18 protein-coding genes are annotated in these 19,268 nt (G+C 58.3%); 8 read left to right on the top strand and 10 right to left on the bottom strand.

Annotated elements, in window-relative coordinates; genetic code table 11:
• Positions 1 to 44: 44 nt before the first annotated feature.
• Genes tsaE through trxA form a run of 6 tightly spaced genes read left to right on the top strand, consistent with a single transcriptional unit; the run spans position 45 to position 8,864 of the window.
• Entirely contained in the window at positions 45 to 530 is a 486-nt protein-coding gene (tsaE, locus tag XMD517_RS10120; protein WP_173486173.1) for a tRNA (adenosine(37)-N6)-threonylcarbamoyltransferase complex ATPase subunit type 1 TsaE, read from the top strand.
• Positions 527 to 1,534 (top strand): aminoglycoside phosphotransferase family protein, encoded by a 1,008-nt coding sequence (locus XMD517_RS10125; RefSeq protein ID WP_173486174.1) that lies wholly within the window; start codon positions 527 to 529, stop codon positions 1,532 to 1,534. Before tsaE ends, XMD517_RS10125 begins: the two co-directional genes overlap by 4 nt.
• Positions 1,516 to 2,196, top strand: coding sequence for a nucleotidyltransferase family protein (locus XMD517_RS10130; protein WP_173486175.1), 681 nt, complete (start codon positions 1,516 to 1,518; stop codon positions 2,194 to 2,196). The genes XMD517_RS10125 and XMD517_RS10130 overlap by 19 nt, the downstream gene beginning before the upstream one ends.
• A complete protein-coding gene (addB, locus tag XMD517_RS10135) occupies positions 2,189 to 5,137 on the top strand; it encodes a double-strand break repair protein AddB (RefSeq protein ID WP_173486176.1) in 2,949 nt (982 codons plus the stop codon). Before XMD517_RS10130 ends, addB begins: the two co-directional genes overlap by 8 nt.
• A complete protein-coding gene (addA, locus tag XMD517_RS10140; RefSeq protein WP_173486177.1) occupies positions 5,137 to 8,508 on the top strand; it encodes a double-strand break repair helicase AddA in 3,372 nt (1,123 codons plus the stop codon). The genes addB and addA overlap by 1 nt, the downstream gene beginning before the upstream one ends.
• A 35-nt stretch (positions 8,509 to 8,543) precedes the next feature.
• Positions 8,544 to 8,864, top strand: coding sequence for a thioredoxin (trxA, locus tag XMD517_RS10145; protein WP_173486178.1), 321 nt, complete (start codon positions 8,544 to 8,546; stop codon positions 8,862 to 8,864).
• A gap of 57 nt (positions 8,865 to 8,921) precedes the next feature.
• Here the strand turns inward: trxA and XMD517_RS10150 are convergent, their stop codons facing one another.
• The gene (locus XMD517_RS10150) at positions 8,922 to 9,776 is read right to left on the bottom strand and encodes a bile acid:sodium symporter family protein (RefSeq protein WP_173486179.1); all 855 of its coding nucleotides are present in this window, start codon (positions 9,774 to 9,776) and stop codon (positions 8,922 to 8,924) included.
• Positions 9,777 to 9,900: 124 nt separating this feature from the next.
• On the opposite strand from XMD517_RS10150, the gene XMD517_RS10155 reads away from it, so the two are divergent.
• Both XMD517_RS10155 and XMD517_RS10160 read left to right on the top strand, forming a co-directional pair.
• A complete protein-coding gene (locus XMD517_RS10155) occupies positions 9,901 to 10,518 on the top strand; it encodes an SCO family protein (RefSeq protein ID WP_173486180.1) in 618 nt (205 codons plus the stop codon).
• Positions 10,515 to 11,066, top strand: coding sequence for a TlpA disulfide reductase family protein (locus tag XMD517_RS10160; protein ID WP_173486181.1), 552 nt, complete (start codon positions 10,515 to 10,517; stop codon positions 11,064 to 11,066). Before XMD517_RS10155 ends, XMD517_RS10160 begins: the two co-directional genes overlap by 4 nt.
• Before the next feature lie 73 nt (positions 11,067 to 11,139).
• Here the strand turns inward: XMD517_RS10160 and XMD517_RS10165 are convergent, their stop codons facing one another.
• From XMD517_RS10165 to XMD517_RS10205, 9 genes are all read right to left on the bottom strand, one after another.
• Complete coding sequence (locus XMD517_RS10165; RefSeq protein ID WP_217360451.1) at positions 11,140 to 11,982, bottom strand: ABC transporter permease; 843 nt, start codon at positions 11,980 to 11,982, stop codon at positions 11,140 to 11,142.
• Entirely contained in the window at positions 11,982 to 12,428 is a 447-nt protein-coding gene (locus tag XMD517_RS10170; RefSeq protein WP_173486182.1) for a hypothetical protein, read from the bottom strand. Before XMD517_RS10170 ends, XMD517_RS10165 begins: the two co-directional genes overlap by 1 nt.
• 54 nt (positions 12,429 to 12,482) lie before the next feature.
• Positions 12,483 to 13,349 carry an ATP-binding cassette domain-containing protein gene (locus XMD517_RS10175; protein WP_217360452.1) on the bottom strand — a complete coding sequence of 289 codons (867 nt, stop codon included), beginning with the start codon at positions 13,347 to 13,349 and terminating at the stop codon, positions 12,483 to 12,485.
• A 12-nt stretch (positions 13,350 to 13,361) separates the two neighbouring features.
• On the bottom strand, positions 13,362 to 14,345 hold the full coding sequence (locus XMD517_RS10180; RefSeq protein WP_217360453.1) for a NapH/MauN family ferredoxin-type protein: 984 nt from the start codon (positions 14,343 to 14,345) through the stop codon (positions 13,362 to 13,364).
• Positions 14,342 to 15,136 (bottom strand): 4Fe-4S dicluster domain-containing protein, encoded by a 795-nt coding sequence (locus XMD517_RS10185; RefSeq protein WP_173486184.1) that lies wholly within the window; start codon positions 15,134 to 15,136, stop codon positions 14,342 to 14,344. Before XMD517_RS10185 ends, XMD517_RS10180 begins: the two co-directional genes overlap by 4 nt.
• Complete coding sequence (nosD, locus tag XMD517_RS10190) at positions 15,133 to 16,542, bottom strand: nitrous oxide reductase family maturation protein NosD (RefSeq protein ID WP_173486185.1); 1,410 nt, start codon at positions 16,540 to 16,542, stop codon at positions 15,133 to 15,135. Before nosD ends, XMD517_RS10185 begins: the two co-directional genes overlap by 4 nt.
• A gap of 20 nt (positions 16,543 to 16,562) precedes the next feature.
• Positions 16,563 to 17,744 carry a hypothetical protein gene (locus XMD517_RS10195; RefSeq protein WP_217360454.1) on the bottom strand — a complete coding sequence of 394 codons (1,182 nt, stop codon included), beginning with the start codon at positions 17,742 to 17,744 and terminating at the stop codon, positions 16,563 to 16,565.
• 67 nt (positions 17,745 to 17,811) lie between these two features.
• Complete coding sequence (locus XMD517_RS10200) at positions 17,812 to 18,534, bottom strand: c-type cytochrome (RefSeq protein ID WP_173486186.1); 723 nt, start codon at positions 18,532 to 18,534, stop codon at positions 17,812 to 17,814.
• An 18-nt stretch (positions 18,535 to 18,552) separates the two neighbouring features.
• Entirely contained in the window at positions 18,553 to 19,209 is a 657-nt protein-coding gene (locus XMD517_RS10205; RefSeq protein ID WP_173486187.1) for a c-type cytochrome, read from the bottom strand.
• Positions 19,210 to 19,268 lie beyond the last annotated feature (59 nt).

Below are 19,268 nucleotides of genomic sequence, written 5' to 3' on the forward strand. Positions count from 1 at the left end.
CAATCAGGCTTGCACCCGTTGGGGCACAGACCCATAGTCGCGGCATGAGTATTGCCCACCCGATTGATCACCTTTTCGAAAGTGCCGACCACAGCGCTGCCTTTGCCATCCGCCTTGCCCCGATGCTGCACCCGGGGGATGTGATTTTGCTGCAAGGCGGGATTGGAGCGGGCAAGACGCATTTTGCCCGCAGCCTGATCCAGGCCCGGCTTGATGCCATTGGCATGTGCGAGGATGTCCCCTCGCCCACCTTCACACTGGTTCAGACCTATGAGGACGACCAGACCGAGATCTGGCACGCAGATCTTTACCGCCTCACCCACCCGGATGAGGTTGATGAGCTTGGCCTGATCGACGCTTTTGATGACGCCATTTGCCTGGTGGAATGGCCGGACCGCCTGGGCGATCTGACCCCCGAAAGTGCCTTGCTGATTGACTGGTCCACCACCGATACCGAGGGCGAGCGCCGCGCGCATTTCGCCTGCCCAAGCCCGGATTGGGAAACCCGCATTCGTGAGGCGCTGGCATGACCAGAGACACCCTCAAAGCGGCCTTCCTGAATGAAAACGGGTTGTCGGCCGCGCCCCGCACACCTCTGGCTGGGGATGCATCTTCGCGCCGATACGAACGGGTGACCGACAAGGGCCGTTCTTTGGTGCTGATGGACGATCCCAGTGATACGGGGCAAAGCCTCACGGCGTTTCTTCACATGACCGCCCGCCTGCGCCAGCTCAACCTGTCCGCACCTGAAATCATTGCGGTCGATCTGCCCCACGGGTTCGCCCTGCTTGAGGATCTTGGCGACACGGTTTTTGCCCGAGAAGTCTTGCGAGATCCGACACTCGAATTGCCCCTGTATCTTGCTGCCACAGAGCTGTTTGATCCACTGCATCACACCCCGCCCCCAGAAGGCATCCCCCATTACGGACCGTCCGAAATGGCCCAGGCCACCGACCTCGCCTTTCTGTGGTATCAAGCCGATAAGCAATCGGTCCTGAGCGCGGAAGCAAAGGCGGCAATGTCAAATCTGGAAACGCTGCTTCGTCAGCTTTCTGCCCCAACCGCGCTGTCGCTACGGGATTATCACGCCGAGAATCTGCTGTGGTTACCTGACCGCAAAGGGCCTGCACGGGTGGGACTGCTGGACTATCAGGACGCCGTGGCAACCCATCCGATTTATGACCTGGTGTCCCTGATCCGCGATGCCAGGCGGGATGTGCATCCTGACATCGCCAATCAATGCCTGTCCCATTTTGCCACCATGAAAGACATGTCGACCAAGGACACCCGCTTCGCCGCCGCGCTAATCGCCGTGCAGCGCAACCTGCGTATCCTGGGCATATTTGCACGCCTGTCGCGTCAGATGGGAAAACCGGGATATGTCGATCTGATCCCCCGGGTCTGGCACATGCTGCTGCAAGATCTGGATCATCCCGAATTGTCAGGCCTGAAAACCCAACTGCGCCCGCTGCTCCCTGACCCAACACCCGCATTTCTGACCAGACTGAGAGCCCCATGCCCAACGCCATCATGATTTTTGCTGCTGGATTTGGCACACGCATGGGGACCCTGACCGCGACACGCCCCAAACCAATGATCGAGGTCGCAGGCCGCCCCCTGATTGATCATGCCCTTTCGCTGGCAGAAGGGGCGGGACTTTCGCGCATGGTGGTCAACGTGCATTACCTGCCAGACCAGCTCATCGATCACCTCAGTTCAAAGAATGTTGAGATTTCGGACGAACGGGACGAGATCCTTGAAACCGGCGGGGGACTGCGCAAGGCACTTCCCCTGCTTGGTCAAGGCCCCGTGGTCACGCTGAATTCTGACGCCGTATGGACCGGCCCCAACCCGATCGACACCCTTCTGAGGGCATGGGACCCCAAAAAGATGGATGCCCTTCTGGCGCTTGTCCCCAAGGAGCGCGCCAAAGGGTATACCCGCCCGGGCAACTTTCTGATGCAAGATGACGGGGGCCTGACGCCGGGGGACGGGCTGGTTTATACCGGTTGCCAGATCATTTGCACCGAACGGTTTTCCACCCACCCAAAATCCGCCTTTTCCATGTGGGAGATCTGGAACCAGATGCTTGCCAAGGGCCGCGTCTATGGCGCAATCCACACCGGCGGATGGTGCGACGTCGGGCATCCAGAGGGCATTGAAATTGCAGAAGAATTATTGATCTCAAATGTTTAACCCTTCAGAGTCCCCCCGCCTGTTTGCCCTTCCCCCTGGCGTTGATTTTCCGAAATCCGTGGTCGATGGGTTGCTGGAACGCTGCTCCGGGATGCGCCCGGAAGACATCAGCCGGATCGAGATTTTCGTGAACACGCAGCGCATGCAGCGTCGGGTGCGCAAACTTTTTGCCGATGGAGGAGCACGGCTTCTCCCACGGATTAGGGTGCTCGGCGATATCGGGCGCGAGCTTGATATGGCAGGTCTGCCCCCGGCGGTTTCGCCGCTCCGTCGCCGGTTGGAACTGGCCCAGCTGGTTGGCCGTCTGGTCGAGCAGGAGCCGGATCTGGCCCCTCGCAGCCTGATTTTCGATCTGGCAAACAGCCTGTCCGACCTCATGGATGAGATGCAGGGCGAAGGGGTCAGCCCGGACAAGGTGCACGCCCTCGACGTATCCGACCAATCAGGGCACTGGCAACGCGCGTTGAAATTTGTGTCACTGGTTGAACATTTTCTGGGCGACACCGCAAAGACCTACCCAGACAAGGAAGGCCGCCAAAGACAGGTGATCGAAGCCCTTGTGGCACAATGGTTGGAAACACCCCCTGATCATCCTGTGATCATCGCCGGTTCCACCGGATCACGCGGCGCAACGGCATTATTGATGCGGGCAGTCGCCAAATTGCCCCAAGGGGCGGTGATCCTGCCGGGGTTCGACTTCGACATGCCCGCCTCGGCCTGGGCGCAGCTGGATGATGCGTTGCTTGGCGAAGATCACCCACAATATCGTTTTGCGTCCCTCTTGCAGTCGCTGGACATGTCCGCAGAAGAGGTGCGTTCATGGTCTGCAACTCCGCCGCCCAACCCCACGCGAAACCGGCTCCTGTCCCTTGCTCTGCGCCCCGCACCGGTGACCGATCAGTGGCAGATAGAAGGACCCCGTTTTGGGGATGTTCAAACGGCCACACGCGATCTGACCCTGATAGAGGCCCGATCTCCCCGGCACGAAGCCCTTTCCATCGCATTGGTTATCCGCGAAGCCGTCGAGCGTGACGACCCCATCGCCCTGATCACACCGGATCGCAATCTGACCCGCCAGGTGACAGCTGCGCTGGATCGTTGGGGCATCGAACCGGATGACAGCGCCGGACGCCCCTTGGCCCTGTCCGCACCAGGCCGCCTGCTGCGCCACGTAGGGGATCTGTTTTTGAAGGAGATCACCGGCGATTTGCTCTTGGCAATTCTCAAACATCCTCTGACCCATAGTGATCAGGATCGCGGCAATCACCTGCGCTGGACCCGAGATCTGGAGCTGGAAGTGCTGCGGCGCGGCTTGCCTTACCCCACACCTGACGCTCTGCTCAACTGGGCCACAAAGCGAGAGGCGGATGAAGGCCTGCAGGAATGGGTAAGCTGGATAAATAAGTCTCTACTTCGGCCAATAGACACGAAATCACAGCCGTTAGAGGACTGGGTTGACCATCATATCGCTCTTACAGAAACCATTGCATGCGGCCCCAAAGGTGAAGGCTCAGGAGCACTTTGGGAAAAAGCGGCGGGGCGTGAGGCTCTGAAAAAGGTCACCGAACTGCAGGCCGAAGCCCCCTATGGCGGGGACATGTCCGTGCAGGACTATATCAGCCTGTTTGCCAACCTGATGAACCAGGGCGGAGTGCGTGATCCTGTCACCCCGCACAAGGGGGTTATGTTCTGGGGAACGCTGGAAGCACGGGTGCAGGGCACAAACACCGTGGTGCTGGCCGGGCTGAACGAAGGAAGCTGGCCGGAACCGCCAGCGCCCGACCCGTGGATGAACCGTGTGATGCGCCAGCAAGTGGGACTGTTGCTGCCCGAACGCCGGATTGGGCTGTCTGCACATGATTTTCAGCAGGCGGCCGCCGCAGAAACGGTCTATCTCACCCGCGCCTCGCGGAATGAGGAGAGCGAAACAGTGCCGTCCCGCTGGGTCAACCGTTTGGTCAACCTGCTGGAAGGCATGTCGGAAGACGGGGCAAATGCGCTTGCGGATATGAAGGCACGGGGCGCCAAATGGACATATTGGGCCGAGAAACTGGACACTAAAACAGACCCTATTTCACCACAAAAGCGCCCGTCTCCCCGCCCGCCTGTCAGTGCGCGTCCAACCCGGCTTTCCGTCACTCGCATCTCAAAACTGATCCGGGATCCCTATGCAATCTATGCGGAGCAGGTGCTGAAATTACGACCTCTGCGCCCGCTTCACCAACCCCCGGACGCCCCGCTGCGCGGCACGGTTCTTCACAAGATATTCGAGCGGTTCATTTCTGAACGCCCCGAGGGCGAACACGAAGACGCTGCCAAACAGCGCCTTCTGGCCGTGGCCGAGACCATACTTTCGCAAGAGGCCCCCTGGCCCGCAACGCGCGCGCTGTGGCTTGCCAAGCTCGAGCGGGTTGCCGATTGGTTTGTTCAGGAAGAGGCCAAGCGCCGGGAGGTTTCAAAAAACATCGCCAACGAGGTGAAAGGGCGGATTACCTTGGAGGAACTGGGATTTACCCTCTCCGGCACGGCTGATCGCATTGACCAGAATCTGGACGGGTCACTCAGGATTTATGACTATAAAACCGGCAGCCCCCCCACCGAAAAAGTGCAGAAACACTTTGACAAGCAATTGCTTCTCGAAGCGGTCATGGCGGCTGAGGGTGGCTTTGAAGGCATCGCCAAAACTCCGGTCAGCCACGTTGCTTATATCGGCCTGGGGGCCAAGCCCGGCACCAGTGAAATCCCGCTCAGCCCGCCGGAAATCGAACAGATCCGCGCCGAGTTGGTCACACTTATTAGTGCCTATTACAGCCCAAAACAGGGATATTTGTCCCGCCGCGCGGTTCAGGAGCAGCGTTTTGGCGGCGACTATGACCACCTCGCCCGGTTCGGGGAGTGGGATGACAGCCAGGAAGGCAGTGACGAAGAGGTGAGCCTGTGATGTTCAACGAAGCCACACAGCGCCAGATTGATGCCGCAGATCCCGGCAGCTCCACCTGGCTGTCCGCCAATGCGGGGTCGGGAAAGACACGCGTGCTGACAGACCGGGTTGCGCGTCTACTGCTGGACGGGGTCAGCCCACAGAACATTCTGTGTCTGACCTATACCAAGGCCGCTGCCAGCGAAATGCAGAACCGGCTGTTCAAACGGCTTGGGGAATGGGCGATGAAGGACGATGACGCCCTGCAGAACGCCTTGGCGGAGCTCGGCATCCCCACAGCTGCGCGCGATTTACGCCAGGCCCGTCGACTGTTTGCGCGGGCCATCGAAACCCCTGGCGGTCTGAAAATCCAGACCATCCATGCCTATTGCGCCGGGTTGCTGCGAAAATTCCCGATGGAGGCTGGGGTCTCTCCGCAATTCAAGGAAATGGACGACCGCGCGGCAAAGCTTCTGCGAACGGAAATCATAGACCAAATGGCGCAGGAGCAGCCTGAATTGGTTGCCAATCTCGCTCACTATTATACCGCAGAAGACTTTGATGGTCTTGCCGCGGACATTACCCATAACCGCTCCCATTTCCTGACAAACATATCTGAAAGCGACATTCGGAAATGGTTCGACATTCCCGCCACCCTTACCGAGCAGCAGGTGCTCGATAGGGCGTTCGCACCCGGAGATGGGCTGGTTCTGGAGCGGCTTCTTCCCCTTCTGAACCCGGACAACCGAAATGACGCGGCATCAGCACGGAAATTGGCCGCGATCTTGCCGTTGAAGGCGTCAATTCAGTCTCTCATCCAGCTTGAAACGCTTTTTTTGTCAGAAAAGGGCGCGGGGGCCGGGCGCCCGAAAAAGACCTTTCCCAGTGCCGCCGTCAAGAAGGACACTGGCAAGGATCTGATGCCACATCTGGAGCAGATGATGGAACGGGTTGCAGATACAAAACCTCTCAGATCAGGGCTGTATTCGGCCCTGAAAACAACTGCCCTGCATCAATTCGCCACCCGGTTTGTTGCCCATTACGAATTGGCCAAACAACAACGCGGCTGGCTTGATTTTGATGATCTGATTGTCAAAGCAGGTGATTTGCTGACCGACCCAGCGGTTGCAGCCTGGATCCTCTACCGTCTGGACGGTGGCATTGACCACATCCTGGTGGATGAGGCGCAGGACACCAGCCCGGCCCAATGGCGCGTGATTGACAACCTGTCACGCGAATTCACCAGCGGTCTGGGCGCGCGTGATGACGTCAACCGCACCATTTTCGTGGTCGGAGACCCCAAGCAATCCATCTATTCCTTTCAAGGGGCGCGTCCGGACAAGTTTGAAGAGATGCGGGACAATTTCCGCGACAAGCTTGGGCAGATCGGAAAGCCGTTTCAGGACCTCCCCATGGAGTTTTCCTTCCGCTCTGCCCCGGCCATTTTGCAATTTGTCGACCATGCCCTGCATGATCAGGGTGGGCTGGGGGATGCGTTCAAGCACCGCGCTTTTTTCGACAAACCGGGGCGGGTTGACCTGTGGCCGGTGATCGAACCCGTGAAGTTCGAGGAAACCCGGGACTGGTTCGATCCCATCGACAAGCTGGGGGAAGAAGATCACCGCATTCAATTGGCCCGCAAGATTGCCCGTGAGATCAAAAGGATCATCGAAACAGAGTCTCTTCCCGCGGAAAATGGCGAAACCCGGCCGGTTCATGCGGGGGATTTTCTGGTTCTGCTGCGCAAGCGCAGCGACCTGTTTCATGAAATCATTCGCGCCTGCAAACAGGAAGGATTGCCTATTGCGGGCGCAGATCGGCTGCGTATCGGGGGGGAGCTGGCGGTTAAGGACCTGAAGGCCCTGCTCTCATTTCTTGCCACGCCTGAAGATGATCTTTCCCTGGCCTGTGTGCTGCGCTCACCTCTGGCGGGTCTGAGCGAACAGGACCTGTTCAGGCTGGCACATCCCCGCGGCAAGAACACCTATCTCTGGCGGGCGCTACGGGATCAGCGTGAACACTTTCCGACGCTGGTTCAGATGCTGACAGAGCTGCGGGATGATGCCGACTTTCTACGCCCATATGAACTGATTGAACGGGTGCTGACGCGGTTCAATGGTCGCAGCAAACTTCTGGCGCGTCTGGGGCAGGAGGCCGAGGATGGCATTGATGCGCTGCTTGCACAGGCGCTTGCCTATGAACGTCTGGAAACGCCCAGCCTGACCGGTTTTGTGAACTGGCTTGAGGTGGAAGAGGTCACCATCAAGCGCCAGATGGATACCGTGGATCAACAGATCCGCGTAATGACCGTGCACGGATCGAAGGGGTTGGAAGCCCCGATTGTCATCCTTCCCGATCTTGCCCGCAGTCAGTATCGCAACCGGGACGAGCTGGTTGAGCTGGACGGCGGCCACGCGATCTGGAAACCGTCGACGACAGATCGCACAACAGCGGTTGAGGCCGCCTTGGCGCGCGATCGCCAGGCTCAGGAAGAAGAGGCCACACGCCTGCTTTACGTGGCAATGACCCGCGCGGAGCAGTGGCTTATTCTGGCCGCCACCGGGACAATCGGGAAAGCACCAACCGAGTGGTACAATATCGCCACCGAGGCCATGGAGCGTGCAGGCGGCACGATTGTCGATTTGGGCGAGAACAGTTTCCGCAGGTTCGAACTCGGGCTCTGGCCTGCCCAAGCGGCGGCGCAAACAAAACCAGCACCCCAGATCGAAGTGGCAGACAGCTTGCCGAAATGGGCGACGGAACCCGCAAAGCTTCCCATAGAGGAACTGCCTCTGGTCTCGCCTTCCGATCTGGGGGGAGCGAAAGCCATTTTCGACCCTAATCAGGCGGAACTCGACGAAGAAAGCGCCAAGCAACGCGGTCGGCAAATCCATCTGTTGCTGGAGCATCTGCCGAGTTATGCACCCTCTCTCTGGACCGAATACGCCCAAACCCTTCTGGCCACCGGGGACGACATTGCCCCGCCTGAAGACATTGCAGAAATCCTGAGCGAGGCGCGAGGGGTTTTGACCTCGGCTGAACTGGCACATATTTTCACACCCGACACACTTGCCGAGGTTGAGGTGACCGCCCCGCTGCCCGGATATGACCGGGTGTTGTATGGCATTATCGACCGGTTGATCGTGACCGAGCACACCGTCACCGTGATCGACTTCAAGTCAAACCGGGTGGTACCAGCGTCTGCAGCCGACACGCCCGAAGGGGTATTACGGCAGATGGCAGCCTATCGGGCAGCGCTTTTGCAGATCTATCCACAGCACAGCATTGAGGCCGCGATCCTGTGGACCCATCACGCAAAACTGATGCCGCTTGACCCCAACTTGCTGGAGGAGGCATATCGGCGCCTTGACGTTGGCGGGGCGGCTCCATAGGTTCAGGGCCAACTCGAATTCTCAGGAGATATGACATGGCTACTGTTGCCGTTACCGACGCCACTTTTGACGCAGAAGTGCGCAATTCCGACATCCCCGTTGTGGTGGATTTCTGGGCTGAATGGTGTGGTCCGTGCAAGCAGATCGGTCCGGCACTGGAAGAGCTGTCAGCCGAATATGAAGGCAAGGTGAAAATCGCCAAGGTGAACGTGGACGAAAACCCGAATTCTCCGTCTCAGCTGGGTGTGCGCGGTATTCCGGCCCTGTTCCTGTTCAAGGATGGTCAGGTTGTATCAAACAAAGTGGGCGCCGCACCGAAGGCCGCACTGCAATCCTGGATCGACGAAAGCATCTGATCCAAGTTGATGTCACGTGGAAAGCCCCGCAATTTGCGGGGCTTTTTGTTTTGCGGATCAGGCTGGCACGCCTGCCCCTTCTTTTTGTCCCAGATAGATCTGCACCACCGCACTGATATTCATCATCACGGCATAGAGCAGCCCGGGCACCATCAAGGCAGGTTGGGCCAGAACGGAACCAGCGACAAACATGGCCACGGCCACGTTCTGCAACGACGCCTCGACCATGATGGCGCGCGCCTGCGACCAGCCAAGGTTTGCCGCACGGGCCGCCATCGCAGCCAACGCCAGGGCGCCAAGGTTCAGCGCGACCACGGCCATTCCGACTTCGGCCAGATTGTCCTGCATCGGTCCCCAGTTCTGCACAAAGGTTGCCAGAACCATCGCCGCAAAGATGGCTTTGGCCACCGGCTCCAGCACACGGGCGAAACGCGTCTGCCAAACCCGGGAAACGGCCCCCAATCCCATGCCCAAAAGCATCGGCACAATCGACACTGCCAGCATGGCGCCACTCAGCTTGGCGATACTGGCAATTCCCGAAAATCCAGCCACGTCAAAAAAGGCAAGAACGGCTGGAATAGAGACTGATGCAAGCAGGGTCGTGACAAGTGTCATCCCCGTCGAAAGGGCCAGATCCGCGCGGGCCAGATGGGCAATGTAGTTTGAGGTCACACCGCCGGGCGCCGCCGCCACCAGCACCAGCCCCGCCTGCATGACGGGGGACAGGCCCAACGCCTGGCCAAGCAGATAGGCCAAAACCGGCAAGGTCACCATCTGCACCAGCAATCCGATGCCCAGCGCCTTGGGATTTCGAAAGACCACGGCAAAATCGCGCGGGGACAGGCGCAGACCGACCACCAGCATCAAAAGCGCCAACCCCAAAGGCAAAAGTTTCGCCAGCAGTTCCGTCATCACCCATCCCTTTCTGTGAACATGTTTCGTTTCACTTTACGGGTAAACTGCGCGCCCATCATGACAAATATCAAGGTTTTCGACGGCCTGAACCGCTAATCAGAAACGGAAACTGGAGACCACAATGCAAAACCGCCGTTCCTTTCTTATCACCACATCGCTGGCCTCTCTTGGGCTGAGCCTGCCCGCCCTGGCAGATACCAACCTGCCTGCAGATACCTCTCAGGATGATCAACCTGTGCGCCGTCGCTATCTGATGGAAGACACCTATGGAAACATCGTCAAGGATGAGGATCTTCAGGGTAAGTTCGTGATGATCTATTTCGGGTATATGAGCTGCCCGGATGTCTGCCCGACGTCGCTGTCGACCATCGCCAATGTGATGGAAAAGCTGAGCCCTGAAGATATCGAGGGGCTTGCGGTTCTGTTTGTCACCGTCGATCCGAAACGCGACACCCCCGAGAAACTGCGCGAATACCTCGCCTTTTTCGATGAGCGTATCATCGGTCTGCGCGGCCCCAAAGCCTATACCGATCACATGGTAAAAGCATTCAACGCAAGATATGAGTTCTACGTGCCAGACCCGGAACATCCGGAAGATTACGGTGTTGATCACACCGCCTCGATCGCCTTTGTGGCCCCCGATGGCAGCCTGATCAAACGCTTCCCGCACGGGATGCACGAAGAAAAGATCCAGGCCTATATCGAAGCCGCGATGCGCTCGGCGCGTGAAATGCAATGAAGCTGAGCCGCCGTCATACATTGCTGGGGTTGGCCGCGAGTATGGCCAGCCCGGCCTTTGCGGATAAGGGCGCAGTGGGCACCCCACTGCCCTTCGCAGCAGATCTTGCGCAAACGGTTGAGAACGGCCCCTCCGCCCTTGCCCTGAAAATCAAGGATGAGGACAAACAGCCTGTCGATATTGCCAACTGGCTGGGCAGTTGGACATTGCTGAGCTTCTGGGCGCCCTGGTGCAAGCAATGCCGCAACGAAATGCCCTCAATTGCCCGGATGAACCGGCAGTTGGACCACAAACGCGTGCGCCTTCTTCCCTTGGCGTTCGATTGGCGTGGCCCCTATTTCGTGCGGAAATTCCTTGATGAGATCAACGTGACGGATCTGCCGGTCTACATGGGTGATGGTGAAAACCTTGACGCCACGCTGGGCCTGTCCCGACTGCCCACCACGGCCATTCTGGACCCGGAAGGCGTGTTGCGCTTTACCATTGCAGGTGAGGCGATCTGGGATGATGAAAAGACCCTAACCTGGCTGAACTCGCTTGAAATCTGAGTTTTCAAATTAAAAAAGGGGCGGTTGAGCGCCCCTTTTGACTGTCATTTTGACTGTTGTTTTCCCATGGATGTCAGACCAGGTCTGATCGGCTGAACCGCCAGAAGCCGAGCCCCGCAAAGATCAGCCCCAATGCGGTCGGGTAACTCAGCGCCCAGAGCACATATCCCACCACACCGAAATTATCCAAGATCACGTAACTTGCCGGCCCCAGCAGGATCAGTTGCGGATCAAACAGGATCATGGAAGCGGTGCGGAAACTTTGCAGCGGGTTGGCCAGCGCGATGCCAATCACGAACTCGGGGATAAACTGCGCCTTGATCAGGATCGACAGGAACAGAAGGTCCAAGAGCGCCACCAGCATCAACCAGATCAGAAGGCTTGCACCCAGCGCAATTTCTGTGGATCGCGACAGGGATGACAGCAGGAAACCCAACCCCAGAAAACACGTCGCCAAGGCGGCTGTCAGGCCGGAATAGAGACCAACATGGCGCCAGGGGATCTCATGCCCCTTCATTGCGCCAAACAGGGCTGCAATCACCAGTGCCATCAGGACAGGGACCAGAATAAGCGCCAGCCGGGCCAGAAACCGGCCCCAGAACCATGTGCCCAGACCGATGGGAAAGGCCAACATATACTCAAGATTGCCCGCCTCACGATCCCCGACCATGGAGCGCGCCGTGACCACGATGATAAACAATGGCAACACCGCCATCGTGATCTGAATATAGGTGACCAGCAGGCGGGACAGCCCGGTAAAGCCAAGCACCCGGCTCTCTGACACGCCGGTAAAGATCAGCAGCAGCATAAGACCGATGGTCACAGCGGCGTAGAAATGGAACCAGCGCGACCGCAGGCTTTCCTGGAGCTCAAGCCGAAGCATTTGCCCCAAAGAGGTACGAATGGGTTTTGTCATTATGATGCGATCTCTTCCACAGGCAGGCAACGGCTTGACAGGCCGCGCGCCTTTACCGTTTTCACCATATCCTCAAAACGAACCGCGCCCGGTTCGGCACTTGGAACGGCGGCAAACCCGTAATCCATCGGGCTGACGGTGTCCGGGTGGTAATAAGACGTGCGGGCATCAAGCCAATCTTCGCCGTTATTGCTGTCCATCACCCAAAACTCAACATCAGGTTGGTCTTTCCAGTCCTGCATGTCCAGCCAGTGCACCGCATCGCCAATGTCATCAAACTTGACCAGACGCCGGTCCGGCCCACCGCGCACCTCGGCGCCGTAGCGGGGATCCGAGATGATCATGCCGCAAATCTCACAGGTTTCACGCCCCCAGCGAATGGGCTCCGGCCCCTCGTTCTTTGGCTTGCAGGCAGCGACAACCGGCGTGGCAACAAGCATCGCCAACACGGCTCGTCGGGAATGATTTTGCGAACAACGGCACATGGCGCGGTCCTTTTCCTAGACGTTGTCTGAACCGTCCGTTTCCAGCGACAGACGGTCCACAAGACTTGCATATCGACTGAGCAATCCCAAAAACCGCAGCGTGTCGCCCGCAGGAACCTGCCCCTCGAACAGGGTGTTGTCCGCGGTGACAAACCCCCATTCCGCAAGCGCGCTTGCAAAAGTGGGATGTGGGTCCGCCAGGCCGATACGACAGGAACGGAATTGCCCGGCCTTGAGCCTGTCTACCACACTGTCGTCAAGCACCACTTGACCACGGTCAAGCTCGATCACCCGGTTCACCAGCGGCGCCACCTCTTCCAGCCGGTGGGATGCAATCAGCATCGAGGCATCCCGGCGTTCGGCCAGAAGGTCAATGAACACCGCCCGCGCGGCCGGGTCGAGATTGGCAGCGGGTTCGTCAAAGATCAGCAGATCCGCCGGGCGCGCCAGCGCAATGGTCACAAGGACCTTTTGTTTCTGCCCGCCAGACAGCCGGTAAAACGGGCGCGAAGCGATCTCTTTCAGATCAATGCCCATTTCCCCGGCAATCATATCCATCTTGACCGGGTCCGCCGCCGATCCCTTGGCCGAAAAGGCCAGCAATTCCCCCACCGGCATCCGCAGGGGGGGCGGCATCTGCGGCACAAAAGCGACCCGCGACAGCATATCAAGATCGCGACGCCCCTTGCCTGCGCCATCAAACGCAATCCCGCCAGCAAAGCGGTAATGACCAAGCAGGCACCGAAACAGTGTTGTTTTCCCTGCCCCGTTCGACCCGATAAGCGCAATCCGGTCACCGGCTTTGATCGACAGGGTCAGCTCATCCAGAACAGCCCGTTTCTCGAACCGTTTGGTCAGCTTGTTGATACGAATCATGCCCATGAGGACCTCTCGTTAAAGAATGTTGTCCAAGCCACGCAGCTTGAAGCTCAGCGCACCTTGCGGACAGGCGTCAACGCACAGGCCGCAACGGGTGCAATCCGGCGCAATATATTCCTCGGTGTCCTGCGCATAGCCCATCTTGGTGATGTCCAGCACATGCGGCACGAGGCACACCGCCCGGCATTCCCCTTCATGCACACATTTGTCGAGCTCGTATTTGATCTGGATCGGTGCAGCCGTGCCAATCACCCCATACGTGAGACCCATCGGGCAGGCATACCGACACCAGAACCGGCGCGAGAAAAAGATCTCAATCGACAGCAGGAACACGACCCAGAGGATGGCCAGCGTCGGGCCGTAGATCAGCGCGCGTGATACGATACCAACCGGGTTGATATATTCAAACACGGTATAACCAGACACAAGCGCCAGCCCCATGAACACAAACCACAAGACCACGCGCATTCCGCGATGGAACGGGTGATCCTTGACCCAGCCGCGCTTGGCCAGAAACAGGTGAACCGCCTCGGCCCATTCCGCCAGAAGGTGATAGGGACAGGCCCAGGAACAGAAGGCACGCCCGCCAAAGAACCACCAGATGATCACCACGGTCACCGTGCCGATCAAGAGGTTCAACATCACCTCTTTAAACGCCAGCATGACCTGCATGGCAGCCGTGGGATCAGCCATGTGGAAGCCAAGGAAACGGGACGCGGTCAAGGCCCCTTCGACCAGCTGCACATCCCAGGCAAAGGACACGATGAACATCACATTGATCACGATGATCGAGGTCCAGCGCGCATATTTCCACTTCCGGTTCACCACCGGATATTCCAGCTCATGCGCAATCAGATCTTTGCGGATCTGTGCCTGTTCCGGCGTTTTTTGATGTTTTTTCATCTCCCGCGCGGCGTCAGTCTCTTCGTCTTTGGTGGGGCGGCGGCTTTCAGCCCCAAACATCATGGCGAGCTTATGCAGATACCATTTCATGCTCATGAGACCGCTCCTTTCTGGCGTTCCAGACTCAGCTCCGTATCAATCACGATGGCCGCCGGTTCGGTCGGGCACATCATTTCACAGGTGCCGCAACCGACGCATTTATCCGTAACGATCGGTTGGTGACGCTTTTCATCCGGGGCATCCGAAAGCGGTTCGAGGTAAATGGCATCCTCGATCGGGCATTCACGCACACAAAGGTCGCACAGTTCCAGATCATAGGGGTGGTCGGCCACTTTGATCGGGGTCCAGCGGTCGATCTCGCGATAGCGCAGCAGCCCTTCGAAATCCTGCCCGCGGGCATGACCTTCAAAGCCAAGCCCCTGCATGGCGAGACAGGCGGCGGGATCCGCCAGTCGGGCAAACCCGATCGAGACCTCTTCCTTGGTCGCAATATCATGCGACAGCGCGCCGGTCGGGCAGGCCAGCACACATTGCACAGCGTCACAGCTGAAGTCACAGGCCTGCCCGCGGGCGTCGATATAGGGCACACCAAGACCATAGCCCTCATCGCCATCCGCCAGCTTGATCGCCTCGACCGGGCACACCTGCACGCATTGTCCGCATTTGATACAGGCCGCCAGGAACTCATCCTCGGGGATCGCTCCGGGGGGACGCAGGCGGTCATGCACCTGGGCCGCCACCGGATACCATCCTACAAGACCTGCCGCCACGGCCGCCACACCAGCGGCACCTGACCGCACCAGCATCCGGCGCCGTTCAAGCTCACGACGGGTCAGTCTTTTTTTCGCAGGTTTCTGCGGCTGGGCCTGGGGTGTGTCCTGTGTCATTGCATCAACATCTCCAAAGCGGATTTCGGCTGGGCGTCTTCCGCGGCTTCGGCCAATATCTGGCCAGAGGATTTATCCATCATAGGGACCTGTTCGCGCACCAGAAGGCGCGGTTCGGAAAATGGGGCAAGCCGTTCCACGAAATCCAGCGCCGCCAGGGCCAATCCCCCCCGGAAAAACGACGCATCGGGCACTTCCATCCAGATCCGGTCGGCGTAGTTGTAAATCTCGTAAGGCACGTCACCCCTGGCATCCGCATCCTTGTCGAACCCAGCGTAATCGTCCCAGTAGTTGCCTTCCCAGCCCTCCCGCAGGGCGGTCCCACGCCCGCGCACGGAAACCTGAGTGAAATTCGACATCATCGCGTTGCGCTGGAAGTGATTGCCGGTCCAGTCGGTGTGAAACTCAATTCCGATCCCGTTATAGGCAATCACGTTATCGGTGAAATAGTTGTCCATATCCGGGTCCCAGGGCGACGGGTCCAGATAAATCCCGGTGGCATTGCCGACAATATTGTTGCTGTCGATCTGCGCCCCCGAGCTTTCCTTGAAGCCGACACCAACACCGGAGGCCCCCCAGGCGCGCAGGATCTGATTGTTCCGCACCACCGTGTTATTGGCATACATCAGGAACACGCCGACCACGCAATCCGAGATCTCATTATCTTCGACAATGTTCTTATGCGCATACATGAAATGGATGCCATACCGGCTGTCGCTGATCTTGTTGCGGCGGAAAACATTGCCTTCGGAATACCAGATCACGATATCTCGGGCGTCACTGATCTCGCTGTCTTCCACCTTGTTGTTGTTTGAATAGTAGATCCGCATCGAATCGCCACGCAGCCCCATCGACATGTCCTTGGAGCTGATATGAACCCGGCGGATCACGTTGTTGTTCGCCTGGTTCATGTCGATGCCAAAAAGGGCATTTTCGATGGTCACATCCCGGATCGCATTGAAGCTGCCATTGATGCGAAGGCCGGCGTCAATTTTGTTGTGCAGTCGGCCAGAGTTCTGCAGCTTGAGGTTCTTGAGTGTAACCCCATCGGTTTCGATCGTGACAATGGTGCCGGTTCCGCCACCATCAATCACAACCCCTTCGCGCCCATCGATTGTGATGGGGCGGGTCAGAACGATCTGTTCGGTATATACACCCGCAGGAGGCACAATCTCGGCGCCATCAGGGGCGGCGTCGATCATGTCCTGCAGGGTATTGGCCATGGCAGCGCCCGCCCACAGGGTGAGGGCCAGCACCATCAGCAGTGCCGAAAAAATGTTGCGAACCAAATCAGCGACAGCGTTTGGGTGCGAAACACCGGCAGGGTTTTCAGGCCTTACCGGCGCTTCGGTCTTATACTGAGCGGATTGAGAGCCGAAACGCCTTTGGGAACGGATACGTGGCATTGCTCTTATCCTTATTAAGGTTACATCTTCGCAGCGCCCGGTCCGGCCAGACGCACCTGCTTCAACCGGATCAGGGCCGCCAGCAACAACAAGACGGAGGCCCCCAGCATCAGGAAGAACCCGGTGGCAGGATAGGAATGGGTGGTGAACTGGGCCACTTTACCATCCCCGAACACGGTGGGCATGAAGGGCTTCAGGGTGAACGCCCCCATTTCATTCAGGCTGTGACCATACCACCAGAGCCATCCGGCATATTCCGCCAGGAACCCTACCGGCAATACCATCGGCGCAATGATCAGGATCCAGTGGAAAATGGACCGCACCGACCAGGCTGCCAACACCATCAGGGCCATGAAAGCCATGACAGCAGCATAAAGGATTTGGGCAACACCATCCATGGTGCGCACCAGGGGATCATTACGTTCAGGTTCGTTGAACCAGCGGGCCAGGGATTTTGCGTAATGCCACTTGAACACCTGCATGATCGACCCATTCCACTCTTCACGCTTGTAAGAGGGGATCTTCTTCTGCTCGGTCTCATAGGCATATTTCAGCGTGGCAATCAAAAGCTCGCGCTCATCCCCTTCGGCAATCGCCTGCGCCTCGTCCCGTTCGCTTTCCTCAAGCGATTCTTTCAGCATCTGCACGATGGGCGGCAAATGCGATGAGGACGTGCTGTCGCTGGCATCCTGACCAAGCGAGACCACCATCCCCTCAAGATAGTTGGTTGTCGTCAGCCGGATGCCATTTTCGCCATACATCGCAAGCGTCATCCAGGCGGCCACTGCCCCGAACCCGCCGACGGCAACCACCATACGCGGGATGCGACCGGGGGCCGCAAAGGTCAGGGCCATCACACCAAGCATGGTGAACAGGAAGGGTGAAAATGCTTTTTCAACCGGACCACCCGAGGCAATCGGGTACATGCCGACATAGTGGTTGATCGTGTCCATCTCATGCACACAATCCAGCGCTTCGGTTTCACGCACCTCCTGGCTGTCCCGGATTTCACATCCGTTTTGCACCGAATCCATGTGGAACAGGATGCGGATCCCCTGCGGGAAGGTGGCTTCTGGATAGTTCGGGGCGGTCAGCGAAACCCACCAACCGGGCGAGAAAAAAGACGCGCCAATCAAAGCGACGGCGAGAACGGTAAGCACGCGGTAGACAATACCACGGCGGTCTTTTTGGGTGTTGGTCATCGGTGCGTGCCTTTTGGCATATCTTCAGGAAGGTTCGGGCGAACGCTTGGCCGCCCGTCCGTTTTACTTACCAGTCAAAGTCCGGGTTGACCCAGTCAGGATCACCAACCATCTCTGCAGGCGGCTTCAGACGGCTGACATAGTCCAGAACGGCCTTGGTATCGCGTTCCGTCATCCATTCGATCTGTTTCACCATATCCGGGTTGGCGTTACGACGTTTACCTTCTTTGATCCAGTTGTACTGGCGCACAAGATAGTTGTAGTGCTGGCCGTAAATGGCGGGGTAGAACTTCTCGTTCGAGCCTTCGCCATTGTCGCCGTGACAGCGCACACAGTTTTCTTTGTAAAGCTTCTCACCGTGCTCCAGATCATCCCCTGCGCCCACGCCCGGGTTCGGGTTCATCGGCAGTTTCGAGATATAGGCCGCCACGTCTGCAATCGACTGCGATCCGCCAATTTCCTGCGGCAGGGCAAACGGGTACATGGTCGGGTTGTCACGGTTCAGCGCGCGAATGTCAGCGAGCTGCTTGATGATCACGTTCGGGTGCTGACCCGAGATCTGCGGGAAGGTCCCGTCGGTCAGACCCCAGCCATTCAACTGGTGACAGGCCGAGCAGACCTCATACACATAAAGACCGTTTTCCAGATCCGGTTCCAGACCAAGGGCTTCGTCCTGTTCACCGCCCCCCTGGTTCCAGCCATCTGCCGGGGTGTGGCTTTCATCCGCCATGGCAGCCGTGGCGCCCAGCGCCAGGGCGGCGGCGAAAATTGCTGTAACTGCTTTTTTCATGTCGCGCTTCCTTTCAGGTTATTTGCTTGGGCGTTCATTCTGGCTAAGCCAGGTTGCGATTGCCGCGATATCTTCGTCCGAGGCACGTTTGATCACGCCGAACATCAGTTTGGCTTTGCCAGAGGTACGCACCTTGTCGCGCATCTCGGTCATCTGGCGCACCAGATAGTCACGATCCAAAGCGGCAATGATCGGATAGGCCTTGTTCGAAGCCTTGGTGCCATCCGCACCGTGGCAGGATTTGCAGCCCAGACGTTTATAAGCCGCAGCCCCTTCTTCCAGGGTTGCCGCATCCGGTGCCGGATCCAGAACTTCGGGGGCTGCCGGATCCTGGGCAGCCAGATATTTGGCGACGGCCTTGATGTCATTCTTGTCAAGAAGGTGCATGATATCAGCCATGCCCTTGATGTAAGGGTGCCCGGTGGCTTCGTCGATCGTGCCAACACGACCACCCTCTTTGATGATCTCAAGCTGCGAGATCAGGTATTTTTCGTTTTGGCCAGCCAGGGCTGGGTAAGACATGATCGGTTTGGCACCGTTGCGGCCATGGCAGGCCAGGCATGTCTTGGTCATATAGACCCGTTTGCCGGCTTTAAGGGCATCGTCCTGCGCCAGTGCAGGGGCGGCCATGGTCCCGGCGATGCCAAGGATGAATGCGGAAATAAGAGCGCGCATAACGGTCTATCCTGATGTTGGTTTCGGGGGAATGGGGGCGGCGCAGAACGCCGCCCCCT

It is taken from the genome of Aliiroseovarius sp. xm-d-517 (genome assembly GCF_013283135.1).
Classification (GTDB): Bacteria; Pseudomonadota; Alphaproteobacteria; order Rhodobacterales; family Rhodobacteraceae; genus Aliiroseovarius; species Aliiroseovarius crassostreae.

Coding starts and splice junctions, on each gene's coding strand:
- XMD517_RS10205 (WP_173486187.1), bottom strand. CDS start 19,209: ATGCGCGCTCTTATTTCCGCATTCATCCTTGGCATCGCCGGGACCATG.
- tsaE (WP_173486173.1), top strand. CDS start 45: ATGAGTATTGCCCACCCGATTGATCACCTTTTCGAAAGTGCCGACCAC.
- addB (WP_173486176.1), top strand. CDS start 2,189: ATGTTTAACCCTTCAGAGTCCCCCCGCCTGTTTGCCCTTCCCCCTGGC.
- XMD517_RS10165 (WP_217360451.1), bottom strand. CDS start 11,982: ATGACAAAACCCATTCGTACCTCTTTGGGGCAAATGCTTCGGCTTGAG.
- XMD517_RS10195 (WP_217360454.1), bottom strand. CDS start 17,744: ATGACCAACACCCAAAAAGACCGCCGTGGTATTGTCTACCGCGTGCTT.
- XMD517_RS10180 (WP_217360453.1), bottom strand. CDS start 14,345: ATGAGCATGAAATGGTATCTGCATAAGCTCGCCATGATGTTTGGGGCT.
- XMD517_RS10150 (WP_173486179.1), bottom strand. CDS start 9,776: ATGACGGAACTGCTGGCGAAACTTTTGCCTTTGGGGTTGGCGCTTTTG.
- XMD517_RS10155 (WP_173486180.1), top strand. CDS start 9,901: ATGCAAAACCGCCGTTCCTTTCTTATCACCACATCGCTGGCCTCTCTT.
- XMD517_RS10125 (WP_173486174.1), top strand. CDS start 527: ATGACCAGAGACACCCTCAAAGCGGCCTTCCTGAATGAAAACGGGTTG.
- XMD517_RS10185 (WP_173486184.1), bottom strand. CDS start 15,136: ATGACACAGGACACACCCCAGGCCCAGCCGCAGAAACCTGCGAAAAAA.
- XMD517_RS10200 (WP_173486186.1), bottom strand. CDS start 18,534: ATGAAAAAAGCAGTTACAGCAATTTTCGCCGCCGCCCTGGCGCTGGGC.
- XMD517_RS10130 (WP_173486175.1), top strand. CDS start 1,516: ATGCCCAACGCCATCATGATTTTTGCTGCTGGATTTGGCACACGCATG.
- trxA (WP_173486178.1), top strand. CDS start 8,544: ATGGCTACTGTTGCCGTTACCGACGCCACTTTTGACGCAGAAGTGCGC.
- XMD517_RS10160 (WP_173486181.1), top strand. CDS start 10,515: ATGAAGCTGAGCCGCCGTCATACATTGCTGGGGTTGGCCGCGAGTATG.
- XMD517_RS10175 (WP_217360452.1), bottom strand. CDS start 13,349: ATGGGCATGATTCGTATCAACAAGCTGACCAAACGGTTCGAGAAACGG.
- addA (WP_173486177.1), top strand. CDS start 5,137: ATGTTCAACGAAGCCACACAGCGCCAGATTGATGCCGCAGATCCCGGC.
- nosD (WP_173486185.1), bottom strand. CDS start 16,542: ATGCCACGTATCCGTTCCCAAAGGCGTTTCGGCTCTCAATCCGCTCAG.